We start from the raw sequence: 16,065 nt of genomic DNA, 5'->3' as shown, positions 1-16,065 counted from the left end.
CTGAACCCCTAATCGACGTTGCCCTCCCCTAGCGCGGGTGGTCTGCCGAAGACATCCTTCACGCCGTCGCCAGGGCTGCCAACGACTCCAGCTGTGGCACCAGGTCACGCGGGCTCGGGCGACTCAGCATTTCGTCCCGAATGCGGAGCGCCGATTCCCGGAAGCTGTCGTTGTCGAGGATTTCCCGGAGCTTCTCGACCAGGTTGTCGGGGTCGGCTATGAGGCCCGCCCCCTGCGCGGAGACTGCCTGCATAATGCCCCGCTCACCCCAGATGTTGCCAGGGATACTGAGCTGCGGAACGCCGTGCGCAACCGCGACATTAACGGTCCCCATCCCGCCGTAGTGGATCACCGCGGCGCAGCTGGGCAGCAACGCGTTGAGGGGTAGGTAGTCGAAGAGGCGGACGTTGTCCGGGATGCTCGTGCCGGCCGGTATCTGGGAAGCGTTGAGCGTCGCGACGATTTCGACGTCCAGCGAGGCCAACGCCTCCAGGAACGCGACTGCGGGGGCCCGATCGTCGTTGTCGCCAACGGCCGAACCGAGCGAGCGCCGGGTCTGGCCAAGCGTGAGGCAGACTCGACGGCGGCGGGGCTCTTTGCGCAGCCAGGCTGGGATCACACTCGGCCCGCTGTAGGGGATGTGCCTTACCGGCCAGTGGTTGGGCTCGACCGGAATGCCCAACCAGCTGGGGAGCGGATCGATGGTAGCCCGCCCGAATACGACGCTCTCGTCGAAGGCGCACCCGTACTTGGCCAGCTTCTCGCCGAAATAGCCGGCGAGCGGATCGTCGTCTCCGGATCCCCCGCCGGTCAGCTCGAGGAAGCGGGTCCGCAGCCGCGCCCAGTGATCGGGCGCGGGTAGCATGCGGGCATCGGCGATTCCCAGCGCCCGGGAGGCCACCGAGCCGGCGTAGGTGTGTGCGTCCCAGAGCAGCAGGTCCGGCCGCCAGGCCCGACCGAACTCGACAAGATCATCGAGCACCGCCTGGTTTGAGGAGTATTCGCAGACCACCGAGGTGTAGTCGGCGAAGACACCGCGGATGTACTCAGCGGTCAGAGTCGCCGGATCGGTCTCGGTGATGTCGTGAGTCAGGCCGTACGGCGTGTCGGCGGTGTCGAGCTCACCGCGTGCCGCTGGCAGCTCGTCCCCGACCGCCACCGCAGTCAGTCCGGTCCGCTTAGCCTCTTCCAGCAGGTTCGGCTGGGTCGCGACGCAGACTTCGTGTCCAGCCGCTCGCAACGCCCACGCCATCGGGACGATGTTGTACAGGTGGGAGTTGACTGCCTGGGTGGCTACCATCACGCGCATTGTTCTCTCCAGCGGGGTCCGTCGACGAACGGGCGAGATGCCGGCGTTGCGGCGCCGACGCGACGCTAACACCGGGACTGGGCTGCGCGGACCCCTATCCGCGCCGCAGCCCCGGCGGCAGGGGTCCGTTAGGGGAGCTGGCGTTGGGCTGCCGTGGTCATCCGGCCGTAGGACGGGGCCGGTTCCGATACCAGGCCACGGTCTCGCGGAGCCCTTCGACCAACGGACGCGGGGTGAAGTCGATGATCTCGTGGAGCCTGCTGACGTCGAGGGTGCGGCTGGGCCGCCCCCCGGACTTGCTCTCGTCGATCCGGATCCGTTCCGGCTCGCCGAGCGCCGCGCAGACGAGCTTCGCCAGTTGCAGGACCGATACGGTTTCGCTGGTGCCGACATTGAGGGTGTGATACTTGCCCTTCTCGACCATCTGGAGGACCGCTCGCACTAGGTCGGTGACGAACATGTAGGTACGAGTCTGGCTACCGTCGCCCCAGATTTCGATCGGCTCCCCCGCCACGACCTTGGCGAACATACTAGGCACGACTCGGTCGGTATCCGGCTCGAAGTTGTCCCTCGGACCATACACACTGGTCAGCCGGGGTAGGTAGATGTTCATACCGTACTCGGTGCGGAATGCCTCCGCGAGGATCTCGGCGAAGTTCTTGGACAGGTAGTACCCGTCCGGGGAGTAGCGCATCTGTTGGGTAAAGTCGTCCTCTTCCCGGATCGGCTGCTCGCTAGCCGTGAGGTAGATATCGCTGGAGCTCAGGAGTACCAGGTTGGTAATGTCCAAGCGGCGAGCGGCGTTGAGGATATTCGATGCCACCCGCATGTTCGCGTCGAGGATGTGCGCGGGTTGGTTCAGCCGGACGGGCATCGGCCCGGAGACTACCGCGCAATGGATGATCATATCGACGTGCGGCTTGACCGAATCCAGCACCTCGGCGAGCGCCGCTTCATCGAGCAGGTCGACCCGGACCGCCCGCAACCGGTCGGACTCCCCCAACTGCGGCAGCACCCGTCGGTTGTCCCGGCGATAGAGGCAGCTCACGGCCGCCCCCCGGGCGAGCAGCTCCTCGACAAAGTGGGAGCCGAGCAGGCCGATCCCACCGGTAACGACCACGTTCTTGCCAGCCCAGGTCTCTGTTGTCACGATGGTCCTTCCGATACGTGCGGGGATGCGGGGATTCTTCCGCGGGCAGCTCCGGCCGCACCGGAGGCTCCACCGTGGTGCTTCGCGGCGAACTCCTCCAGGACCGGCACCAGATCGTTCGGGCTCGGGGTGCTACGGAGTTCCGAGCGGATCTGCCGGGCGTTGCCTAGGTAGCCGGGGTCGGCGAGCAGCTCCGTAAGCTTCTCGCGGAGCGCTTCGACCGAGAGCTTGCTCTTGAGTGCGTCGCCAGCCATCCGGTACGGGTCGAGGTAGAGACCGGCGCCACGGCTGTCGAGGAGGCGGCCGAAATCCACCTCGTCCCAGTACCGCCCGGGCACGATCAGGTGGGGCACCCCGTGCGCCATGGCATTACCGAGGCTGCCGAAACCGCCATGATGGATGATCGCGGAGCAGGTTGGCAGGATTTCGTTAAGTGGTACGAAATCCACCACCCGGACGTTGTCCGGCGCTTCGTAACTTCCCAGCTGGTCGGCGGTGAGCGTCGCCACCAGCTCTATGTCGAGACTGGCGATCGCGTCGAGGAGTTCGCCGATCGAGACCAGGTCACCGCCGAGGTTCTCGCGGCCGGTCATGCCTAGCGTCAGGCATACCCGGGGCCGCTCAGGCCGGCGACGGACCCAGTCGGGCACCACGGTCATCCCGTTGTACGGCACATACCGCAACGCCACGTACGGCAGGTCCAGCGGTAGCCGCATCCACTCCGGAGTGGGATCGATCGTCCACTGCCCGGTCATGAGCTCTCGTTGAAGCGCTGGGTCATACACCGCCCCGAAGCGGTCGAGCCGGCCGGCAAGCCAGTCACCGATCGGGTCGTCACGGCGTTGCGGGTGCTGGGCTTCGAGTAGCCGGTGGTAGTCGCCGTACATTCGAGCGATGTAGTCGAGGCCGAAGAGGAACCTGGCATGGGCGGCACCGCACACCTGCGCCGCGACCGGACCGGCAAAGGTCATGGCGTCCCAGATCACCAGGTCAGGGCGCCACCGTTGCGCGAACTCGACCACGGCGTCGAGCATCGACCGGCCACCTGTCATATGCTCGTAGTGCAGTGAGCAGGCCACGGTGAATGCACCCAGCACGTAGTCCCAGGTCAGTTCCTCGGGGCGCGTCTCGGTCATGCCCGCGGTGAGACTCTGCCAGGTGCCGGTGCTGGTCACGTGGTCACTACCGGTGGCGTGGTCGGGGTCCGGTTCCGGGCCGTCGCCGGCTGGGACCACCGGCAACCCCGCATTGGTAACCGCCGCCACCAACTCTGGCGGCGTGGCCACGCACACCTCATGGCCGGCTGCTCGTAGGGCCCAGGCCAGCGGCACCATGTTGTAGAAGTGCGTCTTGGCTGCGTAGACCGTAAACAGAACACGCATCGGCTACCAGGCCTTGCGCCGGGGCTGGGAGCACGATTCGGCGCAGCGACGGCCGCTGCGCATCACGGTACTGTGCTGTCGGCGGCCACCGGCGAGTCCCAGTCGACGCGGTAGTCGTAGAGCCAGCTCATCTTTTCGAGGTCTTTCTCAGCCCCTTTCTGGTTGAAGACCAACGGCAGAAAGATGTCCCGAAAGACCCGACGGGCCTGCCCGTTCACCGCGATCGACCGGCTGGCGTCCCGGCCGAACTCGACCACCTTCTCGACCCGATCCCGGCGGAGCCGCTCGTAGGTGTTCAGCGCCTCCTCGATCGACTTGATGTCGCGCAAACACTTGCCCAGGACCAGCGCGTCTTCAATCGCCATCGAGACACCCTGCCCGCCGGACGGCGACACCGCGTGGCAGGCGTCGCCGATGATCACCATTCGGCCGTTGTGCCAACGCGGTACGTGAGGAATGTCCTGGATCGGTCGCGGCGGAGTAATCTCCTCGGCAGCCTGGATGATCGTCTTCGCCGGGCTGTCGTCGGCAGCAAACAGGTCGAGCAGTTGCTCTCGCCACTGCTGTGGTGTGAGCGCAGAGAGTTCGTCGGCGGTGGGCTCCTCTGGCCAGGTAGGCGCGGCGTACCACCAGACGACGCCGGCCGGGTCGTGGATATAGCAGAAGAACGCCCGCTTCCCCAGGTACATGAACTCGGTACCCGGTTCGCCTGGCACCTCGACGCCGCTGGTGTAGCCGCTGGTCGTCACCAGCCCGCCATAGCGCAGCTCCAACTCCGTAGGATCGATCAACCGGCGTACCGTCGAGTGCAGACCGTCGGCACCGATCAGCAGGTCGCCCTCCGCCTTACTGCCGTCGGCGAAGTGCGCCACCACGCCATCGTTGGTCAGTTCCGCGTTAACGAGTCGCTTTCCGAATTCGATCTGGACACCTCGGCTGATCGCCTCGTCGCGGAGCCGACGGTAGAGATCGGAACGAGTGATTGCGTGGCCCACCGTGCCGTCGGCGAGTGGATTGCCGTTGTTGACCTGGGCCAAAGCCTTGCCGCTGCCAATGTGGTACCGATAACGCGGAACGTCGAAGCCGTCCTCAAGATGTTTGACACCAAGTTCTAGCAGCGCCCGGTAGCCGTTGACCGCAAGGACCAGGTTGGCACCGATGCCGTCCGCGCCACGGTCGTAGGCCTCGTAAACCACGGCTTCGACTCCAGCCTTCTGCAGCGCGATCGCACTGGTTGGCCCGGCGACGCCCCCGCCAATGATCAAAGCAGTCGTCATGTCGCGTCTCTCCATATGCGGTCGATGGTCGCGGGCAGCACCTCGGGCTCGCGCGCTTGCGGCGGCAGGACTGGGGGCCGCGCGTTCACTGTCTCACGAGCGTCTCCGGCCGCCAGCCCCTAATGCCGGTGGGCGCCTCCGATCGCACCGGATGTGGGGTAAGCATAGGGGTGTTCACGCCTGATCACACACGCTATACAGGGACGGGCCTCATCGTGGCGACCTCCCCGACGGGTGGCTGCCACGCCGCGACGATCGACCCGTCACGGTGCTCACGCCAGGTTCGCAGGCGAACTTTGCTTCGAAGGGGTGCCGGCAACGCGAAGAAACCGACGATCAGAGGTGTTGGGGATGGAGTACGTACGGCTCGGCCGCACGGCCCTCAAGGTCAGCCCGCTGTGCCTCGGCACACTGAATCTCGGGGTACGTACCACCCGGGAAGAGGCGTTCGAGCTAATGGACGCCGCACTCGAGCATGGAATAAACTTCTTCGACACCGCCAATCATTACGGCTGGCAGGTCCACCGTGGGCTCACCGAAGAACTGATCGGCGAGTGGTTCGCCCAGGGCGGGCGCCGGCGGGAGAAGGTAGTCCTCGGCACCAAGGTCTACAACTCGATGAGTGACTGGCCCAACGACCAGGGCCTGTCGATTCGGCACATTATCGCGGCGTGCGATGACTCGCTTCGACGGCTGAAGACCGACTGGATCGACCTCTATCAGATGCACCATGCCGACCCGGATACCACCTGGGACGAGGTCTGGGAAGCGATGGAGCTCTTGGTCCAGCAGGGAAAGGTCCGGTACGTCGGATCGTCAAACTTTACGGGCTGGAGCCTGGTCGCCGGACAGGAGGCGGCGCGGCGACGGAACCGGTTGGGTCTGGTGTCGGAGCAGTGCCTCTACAATCTGATCAACCGGCAGCCCGAACTCGAGCTGGTGCCGGCAGCGACCGCATACGGCACCGCGCTACTGGCGAGTTCGCCGCTGCATGGCGGCTTGCTGGGTGGCGCGTTGAAGAAGTTGGCAGACGGGACCGCAGTCAAGTCCGCACAGGGCCGGGCCATGGTCGCGATCGAGACCCGCCGCAGCGATGTCGCCGCCTACGAGCGGCTGTGCGAAGAAGCCGGCTTGGCGCCCGCAGAGGTGGGCCAAGCGTGGCTACTGAGCCGGCCCGGAATCACCTCGGTCATCATCGGACCGCGGTCGATGGCGCACCTGGACAGCGCGGTCTACGCCATGAAGCTTGAGCTGGACCAAGCGATGCTCACGGAGCTGGATGAAATCTTCCCGCCGATGGTCAGCCAGATCCCGCAGGCCTGGTAAGCGGAGGCGCCGCCGTGACCCGACACCAGATCGATCCCCGCCAGGTGCGGGACAGCGACCTCTCCCGCCATCTGCTCGCCGCCCGGGGTATGCAGTGGATGCGGGGCAACCGCGGGGACCCGTACGCGCTACTACTCCGAGCCCAGGGTGTGGATCCGCACATGCTCTTCCGCGGGATGCGGGGGGATCCGCGGCTGCGCCAGAGTGAGGTGGACGTCTGGGTCACCACAGATCTCTCGGTCGGCACGACGATCCTCACCGACCCCCGGTTCTCCGTCGTCGATCAGGCTAGCGCTCGCCGACGGAAGCGGCCGTTCTCGATCGACGCCCAGACCACTCTCAAACATGTCCTGACAATCGATGAATGTCTGGCGCGCGAACGCCCGGAGCTGGAGCGACTCACCGCGGTGGCGACGCCCGCGTTCGGCACTGCGGCGTTGGTAGACCGCCGGAGCACGGCTATGAAGCGTTGCCAGGAACTGGTGGACGCCGCGGGCCACGAATTTGATCTGGCCCGGGACGTCGTCGGGCCGCTGGTCACCGGCTTCCTCGCGGAACTACTCGGGGTGCCGAACGAGCAGCGCGCCCGGTTCGTTGCCCGCTGCGACGAGGTCAGCGGGGCCCAGGACGCGCTGCTGTGCCCGCCCACCCTCGCCGGCGCTCGGCGCCTCACCACCGCACTGGATGACCTCCAGGCACTGGTTGACGACCTCGTGGCCGCCCGCCAACAGACATTCGACGGCGACGATGCGCTTGCCGAACTGTCCCGGCTCCCCAATGGCTCCGACTCCCGCAGCGACGACGCCCGGACCATTGCCCTCCTCACGACCATCGTAGGGGTGGAGGTCACGGTAACGGCCATCTGCGATGCGGTGCTGACCACGGTCGCCCATCCTGACCATTGGCGCCGCCTCCACAGTGATCCTGACTACGCCGGAGCAGTGGTCGAGGAGAGCCTCCGCTACGAACCTCCGGTGCGCATGGAGAGCCGGCTCGCCGCCGAGGGGTTGGAAATACTTGGCCAGCCGGTGCGCAAGGGCGACCAACTGGTGGTCTTGGTGGATGCGGCCAACCGTGACCCGGAAGTGTTCGAGGATCCGGAGCAGTTCGACCCGGATCGCACGTCGCGGCGACACCTGTCCTTGGCTGACGGCACGAACTCCGGTTTCGTCGCACCGTTCACCCGGCTGCTGGCCACGGTCGGGCTGTCAGTCCTCGCACAGGCGGCACCCGCGCTGCGGCCGGCGGGTGATGTCGTCCGCCGGATGAGATCCCCGGTCGTGCGCGGGGTCGCGCGCTGCCCGGTCGCAAAGTGATAACCGTCGGGTCTGGTGTAGATGGAGCGCTTATGACCACGCAAGTGTGGAACTACCTCGCCGAGTACCAGCAGGAGCGGGAGGACATCCTCGATGCGGTCGATACGGTCTTCAGCTCGGGCATGCTTGTGCTCGGCGAGAGCGTGCGCCGTTTCGAGTCCGAGTTCGCCGCTTACCACGGCGTGTCTCACGGTGTTGGAATAGACAACGGGACAAACGCGATCAAACTGGGACTCCAGGCGATCGGCGTAGCACCCGGAGACGAAGTCATCACCGTCTCCAACACTGCGGCCCCGACCGTGGTGGCGATAGACGGCACCGGCGCCACACCAGTATTCGTAGACATCCATGAAGAAAACTTCCTCATGGATACTGCTCAGGTCGAAGCTGCGATCACGCCCCGAACCCGGTGCATTCTGCCGGTACACCTGTACGGGCAGTGCGTAGATATGGCGCCGCTGCGGGCGTTGGCGGCCCGGCACGATCTGGTAATGCTCGAAGACTGCGCGCAGTCTCATGGCGCCCGCCACCACGGCCAGATCGCCGGCAGCATGAGCGACGCCGCCGCCTTCTCCTTCTATCCGACCAAGGTGCTCGGGGCGTACGGCGACGGCGGAGCAACCATCACCGACAGCGACGAGACCGCGGCTAACCTGCGGCGGCTGCGTTACTACGGCATGGAGCAACACTACTATGTGGTACAGACTCCAGGCCACAACAGCCGACTCGACGAGGTACACGCGGAGATCCTGCGCCGCAAACTCGGCCGGCTTGACAGCTACATCGCTGGTCGGCGCGCCGTCGCCGCCCGTTACGCGGAAGGGCTGGGTGACACCGAGCTGGTGTTGCCGTCGCTGGCTCCAGGCAACGACCACGTCTACTACGTCTATGTGGTCAGGCATCCCCGTCGTGATCAGATTATCGACGCGTTGAAGGCGTACGACATCCGGCTCAACATCAGCTATCCCTGGCCAATCCACACCATGACCGGGTTTGCCCATCTCGGATACCAGACCGGTTCGTTACCGGTCACCGAGCGCCTCGCCGACGAGATCTTCTCGTTGCCGATGTACCCGTCGCTCTCCAAGGACCTCCAGGACAAGGTGATCGACGCCGTACGCGAGGTGCTGCGGACCCTGTAGCCGGTGAAACGCAGGCAGCGGGCTCCGGATGTGAACTCCGGAGCCCGCTGCCTGCACAAACTCTCCCCCTTACACCCCCTACGATCCCACCACCGACAGTTATACGGGTACTCGGCCCACGAGCGTCCCACTAGCGTCGAGGAGACGCCGTCGGCTAGGAGTTTCCATGCGTGAACGCACCTCTCCGAGCTCGTCCACTCCGCCTTGTCCTCGAGATGGCCGAGTAGGATCGGCGCTGGCTGAATCGGCGCTGGCCCGGCACACTCCGCTGACTGACCTGGCCGGCTTCCACCCCTGGTTCGCACAGCTTCGTGCCGACTGCTACACGGAAACGCAGCAGCTGCCGCTCGACGAGTTGGCGGGATGGCGCACCGATGCCGATACCGGCGATCTCCAGCACGACAGTGGCCGGTTTTTCAGCGTACGAGGTTTGGATGTCGAGGTCGCCGATGGCCCGGTGCCACGCTGGCAGCAACCCATCATCTACCAACCCGAGGTCGGGATTCTCGGTCTGCTGGTCCGCCGGTTCGACGGCGTCCTGCACTGCCTGATGCAGGCAAAGGTCGAGCCGGGAAACCAGAACGGGCTCCAGCTTTCGCCGACGGTCCAGGCAACTCGTAGCAACTACACCGGCGTACACCGCGGCCGCGCGGTGCCCTACCTCGAGTTCTTCCGCGGTTCCGGCCGAACCCGATTGATCACCGACGTTAGGCAGTCTGAGCAGGGCTCATGGTTCTATCAGAAGCGCAACCGGAACATGGTGGTTGAGACCACCGACGACGTGCCGGCAGCGGCGGGTTTCTGCTGGCTCACCCTGGGGCAGCTGCACCAGCTGCTACAGGTCGAGGATCTAGTCAACATGGATACTCGAACCGTGTTGTCCTGCCTTCCGTGGCCGGGTGAGGAGTTGGCTTCCCGCCTGCCCGACGCCGACGACTTCCAGGCGAGCCTGCTGCGTTCCTGCTCTGCCGCTGCCGGAGCAGTGCACGCACTGGACGAGATCCTCAACTGGATCACGGAGATCCGCAGTAGTGCGGAGGTTCGGACCACGCCGGTTCCGCTACGAAGCCTGGCCGGCTGGCAACGCCAGGACGGGGTCATCCACCATGAGACCGGCGCCTTCTTCGACGTGATCGGAGTGCAGGTCCAGGCCGGTGGCCGGGAGGTGCGGCAGTGGAGTCAACCGATGATCCGCCCGAAAGACACTGGCGTCATCGCCTTTCTCGCTAGCCGCATCGATGGGATTCTCCATGTCCTGGCCCGTTGCCAGGTTCAGCCGGGTTGTCTGGACGTCGCAGAGGTCGGGCCGACGGTCCGGTGCACCCCGGCGAACTGGGAGCACCTTCCGACCGGCCCCCCCGCCTTCCTGAAGGAGGTGCTCGGCGCCGACCCGGCCCAGATTCGCTACGACGTGCTGCTGTCGGAAGAAGGGGGCCGCTTCTACCGAGCTGTCAACCGGTATGTGATCGTCGAGGTCGACGCGGCCCGCACGCCTGAGCACCCAGAGTTCCGATGGCTGGCGCTACACCAGTTGGCTGACCTACTTCGGCACAGCCACTATGTCAACGTCGAAGCTCGCAGCCTGGTCGCCTGTCTGCGTAGCTTGTTGGGCTCGGACAACCCGTGAGCATCCTTCCACCGCGAGTATGGGAGCGACCAGGAGCCATGTCTATCTGTAGGGTGTGCAGCGGGGCGGTTCGGGAGTTCTTCGACTTCGGATTGCAACCGCTCTCGTCGGCCTTCGTTGACCCAGCAGGCGTCGACGACGAGTACTTCTTCCCGCTGTCGATCGGAGTGTGTCAGTCCTGCACCATGGTGCAGCTGCTGACACCGGCGCCAAGGGGACAGGCTAGCCACGAAGGCTATCCGTACCACTCCTCCGGCTCGCGGGTGATGCACAAACACTTCCAACAACTGGCGCACCGCCTGCTGGAGACCGAACTCTCCGGGCCGGACCCGTTCATCGTAGAGATCGGCTACAACGACGGTGTCGTACTCAAGACCGTCCGGGACGCCGGGGTGCGGCACCTGGGTGTCGAGCCCACCGGCCGCGGCGCGGTCCGGGTACACAGCGCCTTCTTCAACGCGGGTTCCGCCGCCGAGATTCTCGCTAGTGAGGGGCCAGCGGACGTCGTCTACGCGGCCAACACGATCTGCGAGGTGGCCGAGATCGCCGAGATCTTCGAAGGCCTGAAGGTGCTGCTCGCACCGGACGGCGTGCTGGTTTTCGAGGACCCCTACCTAGGCGAGATCCTGGAGCGCACCGCATTCGACCAGATCTACGACGAGCACTTCTACTTTTTCAGCGCCAGCGCGGTCAGTGGCATGGCCGAGCGCTTCGGCTTCGCACTCGTCGATGTGGAGCACCTGCCGGTACATGGCGGGCAGATCCGATACACGATCGCACGGCGAGACCGCCGGCGGCCTACGCAGGCGGTAGCCGACCTGCTCGCGCGGGAGCGTGAACAGCGGTTGGTCGAGCCAGAGAAGTTGCAGGCGTTCGCCACCGCGGTCGATCGGATCCGGGACGATCTGCTGGAACTGCTGACCCGGCTACGGGCCGAGGGTAAACGGGTGGTCGGTTATGGCGCCACCGCCAAGAGCGCCACCGTGACTAACTACTTCGGCATAGGTCCTGATCTCGTCCCATTCGTGTGCGACAGCACACCGTCGAAGCAGGGCCTCGTGACCCCAGGATCACACATCCCCGTCCGACCGCCGGCCGACTTCGCCGACCCGTACCCCGACTATGCGCTCCTCTTCGCATGGAACCACGCCGAGGAGATCATGGCCAAAGAGCGGGCCTTCCGGGACGCCGGCGGCCAGTGGATTCTCTACGTCCCGGAAGTCCATGTGTTGTGACCGCCAGTGGTCATCCGCAACCGGCAGTACCGCCGTCAGGTAGCCAGCTTCCGTGCAACCCGAGCGGCACCCTGCCTGGCAGGTGAACCCTCGCCACGGGGCCGCCGCCGAAGTCCTGGGCGGCGAGGATCACCAGGTCCGCCGCGCCGCGGTCAGGGTTGTGCACATACGCCATCACGTACCCGTCGTCCTCGGCGGGGCCGCCAGCGGCGGCGAACACTGCCTCGCCGACCGCGGCGTTACGACCGAAGTGGTGGGTCTCCACCCGGTCCTGGACGAGATCGTGCTTGATCAGTGCGTTGGTGAACGCAGCGTCTGGTAACGGCTCGCCGGGCAGGACATACGCCTCGTAGAGCGCGGCAGTCTCCGCGGTGTAGCCGAACCGGTGGGGCCGGGAGACGAACGTTTCGTTCAGTCGCGGGAACTCCTGCGGCCGGTCATCGAGGCGGGTTTGGGCCACGCGGCCACTGGTGAGGTCGATCGTCCAGCGGTCGAGAGCACCCCAGCGTTCTGCGGTGAGTTCGGGGACCAGGAACCCGGCCGGCAGGGTAACCACGTCGACCACGATGGTGTCGCCGGCGTCGTGGGCATTGAGGGTGTGCGAGGCGAAGCAAGGCTCGATCGGAAACCATCGGGGGTGGTCGCCGTCGCGGGGCAACACCCCTACCCGGGCTGGCCGGTCCGGGTCCCAGATGAACGGGACCTTCGACCCGGCGGCGGCAGCCTGCGCGCTGAAGACTACCGGTGTGTCGTAAAGGATGACGTGGTGCTGGGACAACGCGAAGTCATGCATCATCGGATTGCCGTCGAGCGGCACACCGACCGTATGCTTCACCGACCCGGCTGGGTCGACCACTATGTACTGCACCTGCTCCACCCCGGTCAGGTAGGCCACGACGTGCAGGTCGCCGGTGATCGGATCGAGCTTGGTGTGGGCGGAAACGTTGAACCCCGGTGGTACCCCGCCATACTTGAGGGGACCAACAGTGTCGAGGTCCTCGGTCAGCTCGTACGGCAGCGGCCAGTCTTCCTGGACCGCCAGCAACCGCCCACCGTGCCGGATGATGTGGGTGTTGCAGGCGAAGTCGGAGCCGAACGGTTGCGTCTGCCCGGGCGGGGTCTCGCCTAGCTTCTCGCGGACCATTGGCGAGCGGACCCACCGGTTTCGGTACCACTCGGCTTTTCCGTCACGTAGCCGCACCCCGTGGACCATCCCCTCGCCCAACATCCAATGGTGGGCGGCCGGATCGTCGACCCCGAGCGCGTTCGGGCCGATCCGCACGTACCGCCCGTTTAGCTCGGTGGGGAGCTGCCCGGTGACGGGCAGGTGGAAAGCGGTCAGCTCCTCGGTGACCGGCGCGAACGGGCCTTGCAGGAATCTGGCCATGGTGGCCGCTCGGCGGCCGGGCGAGGGGTCCTCGCCTGGCCGCCGAGTCCGTCGCGATCGGAGCCACTCGTTCACGGTGTGGAACGGGTCCGGCACGTCGTCACCCTCCTCGGGTCGCTGTGGGAGCGGAATTCCGGCCGCGACGGTTAGCCTCAGGCGAAGCGGCGCCGGTAAAGCCGGGTGGCGAGGGGCGCGGCGATCGCGAGCACCGCCACCCACCAGATGATCGCCTGCCAGGCACTGCTGCCCACCGGTTCGCCTAGCAGCAGCGCCCGGACGGTGTCGACCACCGGGGTGACCGGCTGGTATTCGACGAACGCCCGCAGCCCGCTGGGGACGGTCTCGACCGGAACGAAGGCGCTGCTGGCGTACGGACTGAACATGAGGATGAGCGCGAGCCCGCTGGCCCCCTCGGTACTCTTCGCGATGAGTCCGAACAGCGCCGACACCCACGACAGGGCGAACGCGAACAGCAACAGCATTGCGATCGCCCCGATCCATTCGAGGACCCCCCCGGCGGGGCGGAAACCGACCAACAGTCCGAGTCCGATCATCACCACGAAGGCGACCCCACCGCGGATCACCGCAGCGACGATATGCCCTGTCAACACCGCGGCATCGAACATGGGCATGGCACGGAAGCGGTCGACTACTCCCTCTTGCATGTCGGACTGGACGGCCAGAGTGGTCGAGGTAGAGATCAGCGTGATGCTGACGACAAGGATCCCGGGAGCCAGGAAATTGACGTAGGAGGTGTCCGAGACAGAGATGGCGCCGCCGAACATGTACCGGAACAGCAGCAGCATCACCGTAGGCAGCATGATCGCGGTGAAGATCTGATCCGGGTTTCGGGTGAGATGGTGAATGTGCCGCTGGATCATCACCACCGAGTCGTTGAAGGCCCAGTACGCCTTGGAGCGGGTCGGAACGACCGGCCGCGCTGGCGTGGGGCTGGGCGCCGTGGTGCCTACCGTCGACGTACTCACTGGGCTACTCCTACTTCTTCCGGGGTGGCGTGGGCGGTCCGGTTGGTCAGGGCGAAGAAGACGTCGTCCAACGTCGGGGTGGTCAACGCGAAGCTCTCTACTTCGATGCCGTGCTGGTCGATCAGGTCAAGCATCTGCTTGACGTGCCGTGGACCCTTCGAGACCAGGCCGATCCGGAGCGCTTCGTCGTCACTGAGCAGACTCTCCCCCTCGACCACTCCGAGCGCCTTGCTGTAATTGTTGATGTCCGCGAAGACCAGCTCCAGGCGGTCCTTGCCGACCCGCTGCTTCAGCGTTTCGGCCGACCCCTCGGCGATCACGGTACCGCCGTCGATCACCGCGATCTTGTCCGCCAACGCGTCGGCCTCCTCCAGATACTGGGTGGTCAGCAGGATCGTGGTGCCGTCGGCCAACAGCTGCTGGATTGCCTTCCACATCACCGCCCGGCTGCGCGGGTCGAGTCCGGTGGTGGGCTCGTCGAGGAAGATGATGGACGGCCGCACGATCAGGCAGGCCGCCAGGTCGAGGCGACGCTTGTTGCCGCCTGAGTAGATCTTCACCCGTTTGTCCGCGAGCTCATTAAGATCGAACTGTTCGAGAAGCTCGGCGGCGCGGCGCTTGGCGTCGGCCTTGCTGAGGTGGTAGAGCCGCCCGAGCATGACTAGGTTCTCGCGACCGGTGTGCATCCAGTCAAGCGCCACGAACTGGTTGGTCAGCCCGATCTCAGCTCGCACCTTACTGCGCTCTTTGACCACGTCGTACCCGTTTACCCGGATGTCTCCGCCGTCGGGCAGGCTGAGCGTACTAAGGATCTTGACCAGGGTGCTCTTGCCGGCGCCGTTGGGGCCGAGCAGCGCAAGCATGCTGCCCCGCCGCACCGTCAAGTCGACCCCTTTCAGGACCTCGTTGCTGCCAAAGGACTTGCGAAGTCCCGTAATCTCGATCGCGTTCTCGGTCGTCACGTCAACCTTCCTCTGCTCCTTCGCCGCGCATGCGGGTCACCCACCGCCGGGGACGGGCCGCGCCCGACAGGGCCGGCGGGCTCCCGGCCGACCGAAACCCCTAGCTGTATAGGGCATAAACTGTAACTATATGATATACACAGTTCTGGGCCTGGCGTCAACGGAGAGGGACGAGGTGACCGACGAAAAGCCGGGGAGCGCACTCTCACGCAGCGTCGACCTGCTCTGGCAGCCGCCGGAGCGCCCCCGCCGCGGACCGAAACCCTCGCTCAGCATCGAACGCATCGTGGCCGCCGCGATCGAGATCGCCGACGCGGAAGGGTTGGAGGCGCTCTCCATGCAGCGGATGGCCGGCCAGCTCGGCTTCACCGCGATGTCGCTCTACCGCTACGTCCCCAGCAAGGACCACCTGATCGACATCATGCTGGACGCCGCGTCCGGGCCGGCGCCGGAGCTGGCATCGGTCGAGGGCGACTGGCGGACCCGGATCGAAGCCTGGGTGACCGCACTGTGGGAGAGGTTCCAGCGCCATCCCTGGATGCTCCGGGCTCCGATCAGCAGCCCTCCGATCGGCCCGAACCAGCTCGCCTGGTTCGAATCCTGCCTGCAGGTCCTCGCCACCACCGGCCTGAACGAAGACGAGATGGTCTCGCTCACGTTGTTCCTCAACAGCGCCACCCAGGGGTTGGCACGCACCTCGATGGACCTGGCCCAAGCCTGGGCGGAGGGGGAACCCGACCACGACTACGGCGCCGTGCTGGCGAGACTCACCCGCTCCACGCACTACCCGACGCTCTCCCGGCTGGTGGCCGCCGGCGCCTTTCGGCCAGCCGACGGCGGCGCCGGCAACACCGTCGCCCCCAACCTGCAGTTCGGGATCCGCCGACTCCTCGACGGCCTAGAAGCATACGTCGACCGGCGCACCGGTAGGGGCGCATAGGGGTTGTCCGGCCCGGCCCCGCCGGA

Annotated in this window: 13 protein-coding genes; 6 read left to right on the top strand and 7 right to left on the bottom strand. The window is 65.8% G+C overall.

The features are described 5' to 3' along the window. Nucleotides 1–58: 58 nt before the first annotated feature. The 4 genes from JQS43_RS06930 to JQS43_RS06915 form a co-directional block, all read right to left on the bottom strand. Nucleotides 59–1,309, bottom strand: coding sequence for a nucleotide disphospho-sugar-binding domain-containing protein (locus JQS43_RS06930; RefSeq protein ID WP_239678232.1), 1,251 nt, complete (start codon nt 1,307–1,309; stop codon nt 59–61). Between the two features lie 157 nt (nt 1,310–1,466). Next, on the bottom strand, nt 1,467–2,459 hold the full coding sequence (locus JQS43_RS06925; RefSeq protein ID WP_239678231.1) for an NAD-dependent epimerase/dehydratase family protein: 993 nt from the start codon (nt 2,457–2,459) through the stop codon (nt 1,467–1,469). Beyond that, nucleotides 2,456–3,841, bottom strand: coding sequence for an activator-dependent family glycosyltransferase (locus JQS43_RS06920; protein ID WP_239678230.1), 1,386 nt, complete (start codon nt 3,839–3,841; stop codon nt 2,456–2,458). The genes JQS43_RS06925 and JQS43_RS06920 overlap by 4 nt, the downstream gene beginning before the upstream one ends. Nucleotides 3,842–3,903: 62 nt before the next feature. After that, nucleotides 3,904–5,118 (bottom strand): FAD-dependent oxidoreductase, encoded by a 1,215-nt coding sequence (locus JQS43_RS06915; protein ID WP_239678229.1) that lies wholly within the window; start codon nt 5,116–5,118, stop codon nt 3,904–3,906. 351 nt (nt 5,119–5,469) lie between these two features. On the opposite strand from JQS43_RS06915, the gene JQS43_RS06910 reads away from it, so the two are divergent. The 5 genes from JQS43_RS06910 to JQS43_RS06890 all read left to right on the top strand — a co-directional run bounded on the left by JQS43_RS06910 (nt 5,470) and on the right by JQS43_RS06890 (nt 11,764). Further along, on the top strand, nt 5,470–6,444 hold the full coding sequence (locus JQS43_RS06910; RefSeq protein WP_239678228.1) for an aldo/keto reductase: 975 nt from the start codon (nt 5,470–5,472) through the stop codon (nt 6,442–6,444). Between the two features lie 14 nt (nt 6,445–6,458). Further along, on the top strand, nt 6,459–7,760 hold the full coding sequence (locus JQS43_RS06905; RefSeq protein WP_239678227.1) for a cytochrome P450 family protein: 1,302 nt from the start codon (nt 6,459–6,461) through the stop codon (nt 7,758–7,760). Between the two features lie 32 nt (nt 7,761–7,792). Further along, nucleotides 7,793–8,902 (top strand): DegT/DnrJ/EryC1/StrS family aminotransferase, encoded by a 1,110-nt coding sequence (locus JQS43_RS06900; RefSeq protein ID WP_239678226.1) that lies wholly within the window; start codon nt 7,793–7,795, stop codon nt 8,900–8,902. A 166-nt stretch (nt 8,903–9,068) separates the two neighbouring features. Next, a complete protein-coding gene (locus JQS43_RS06895; RefSeq protein ID WP_239678225.1) occupies nt 9,069–10,529 on the top strand; it encodes an NDP-hexose 2,3-dehydratase family protein in 1,461 nt (486 codons plus the stop codon). A 38-nt stretch (nt 10,530–10,567) separates the two neighbouring features. After that, a complete protein-coding gene (locus JQS43_RS06890) occupies nt 10,568–11,764 on the top strand; it encodes a class I SAM-dependent methyltransferase (protein WP_239678224.1) in 1,197 nt (398 codons plus the stop codon). Nucleotides 11,765–11,774: 10 nt separating this feature from the next. Here the strand turns inward: JQS43_RS06890 and JQS43_RS06885 are convergent, their stop codons facing one another. The 3 genes from JQS43_RS06885 to JQS43_RS06875 form a co-directional block, all read right to left on the bottom strand. Continuing rightward, complete coding sequence (locus tag JQS43_RS06885) at nt 11,775–13,151, bottom strand: carotenoid oxygenase family protein (RefSeq protein ID WP_239678223.1); 1,377 nt, start codon at nt 13,149–13,151, stop codon at nt 11,775–11,777. 152 nt (nt 13,152–13,303) lie between these two features. Further along, nucleotides 13,304–14,137 (bottom strand): ABC transporter permease, encoded by an 834-nt coding sequence (locus JQS43_RS06880; protein WP_239678222.1) that lies wholly within the window; start codon nt 14,135–14,137, stop codon nt 13,304–13,306. After that, nucleotides 14,134–15,099 carry an ATP-binding cassette domain-containing protein gene (locus JQS43_RS06875; RefSeq protein ID WP_239678221.1) on the bottom strand — a complete coding sequence of 322 codons (966 nt, stop codon included), beginning with the start codon at nt 15,097–15,099 and terminating at the stop codon, nt 14,134–14,136. Before JQS43_RS06875 ends, JQS43_RS06880 begins: the two co-directional genes overlap by 4 nt. A 175-nt stretch (nt 15,100–15,274) precedes the next feature. On the opposite strand from JQS43_RS06875, the gene JQS43_RS06870 reads away from it, so the two are divergent. Then, nucleotides 15,275–16,039, top strand: coding sequence for a TetR/AcrR family transcriptional regulator (locus tag JQS43_RS06870; RefSeq protein ID WP_239678220.1), 765 nt, complete (start codon nt 15,275–15,277; stop codon nt 16,037–16,039). Nucleotides 16,040–16,065 lie beyond the last annotated feature (26 nt).

The sequence above is a fragment of the Natronosporangium hydrolyticum genome, from assembly GCF_016925615.1.
Classification (GTDB): domain Bacteria; phylum Actinomycetota; class Actinomycetes; order Mycobacteriales; family Micromonosporaceae; genus Natronosporangium; species Natronosporangium hydrolyticum.
This window is presented reverse-complemented; position numbering and strand designations above follow the sequence as displayed.

What these genes read in the sequence shown, in the direction of transcription:
- JQS43_RS06920 (WP_239678230.1), bottom strand. Translation starts at nt 3,841, where the DNA reads ATGCGTGTTCTGTTTACGGTCTACGCAGCCAAGACGCACTTCTACAAC.
- JQS43_RS06930 (WP_239678232.1), bottom strand. Translation starts at nt 1,309, where the DNA reads ATGCGCGTGATGGTAGCCACCCAGGCAGTCAACTCCCACCTGTACAAC.
- JQS43_RS06915 (WP_239678229.1), bottom strand. Translation starts at nt 5,118, where the DNA reads ATGACGACTGCTTTGATCATTGGCGGGGGCGTCGCCGGGCCAACCAGT.
- JQS43_RS06900 (WP_239678226.1), top strand. Translation starts at nt 7,793, where the DNA reads ATGACCACGCAAGTGTGGAACTACCTCGCCGAGTACCAGCAGGAGCGG.
- JQS43_RS06890 (WP_239678224.1), top strand. Translation starts at nt 10,568, where the DNA reads ATGTCTATCTGTAGGGTGTGCAGCGGGGCGGTTCGGGAGTTCTTCGAC.
- JQS43_RS06910 (WP_239678228.1), top strand. Translation starts at nt 5,470, where the DNA reads ATGGAGTACGTACGGCTCGGCCGCACGGCCCTCAAGGTCAGCCCGCTG.
- JQS43_RS06895 (WP_239678225.1), top strand. Translation starts at nt 9,069, where the DNA reads ATGCGTGAACGCACCTCTCCGAGCTCGTCCACTCCGCCTTGTCCTCGA.
- JQS43_RS06885 (WP_239678223.1), bottom strand. Translation starts at nt 13,151, where the DNA reads ATGGCCAGATTCCTGCAAGGCCCGTTCGCGCCGGTCACCGAGGAGCTG.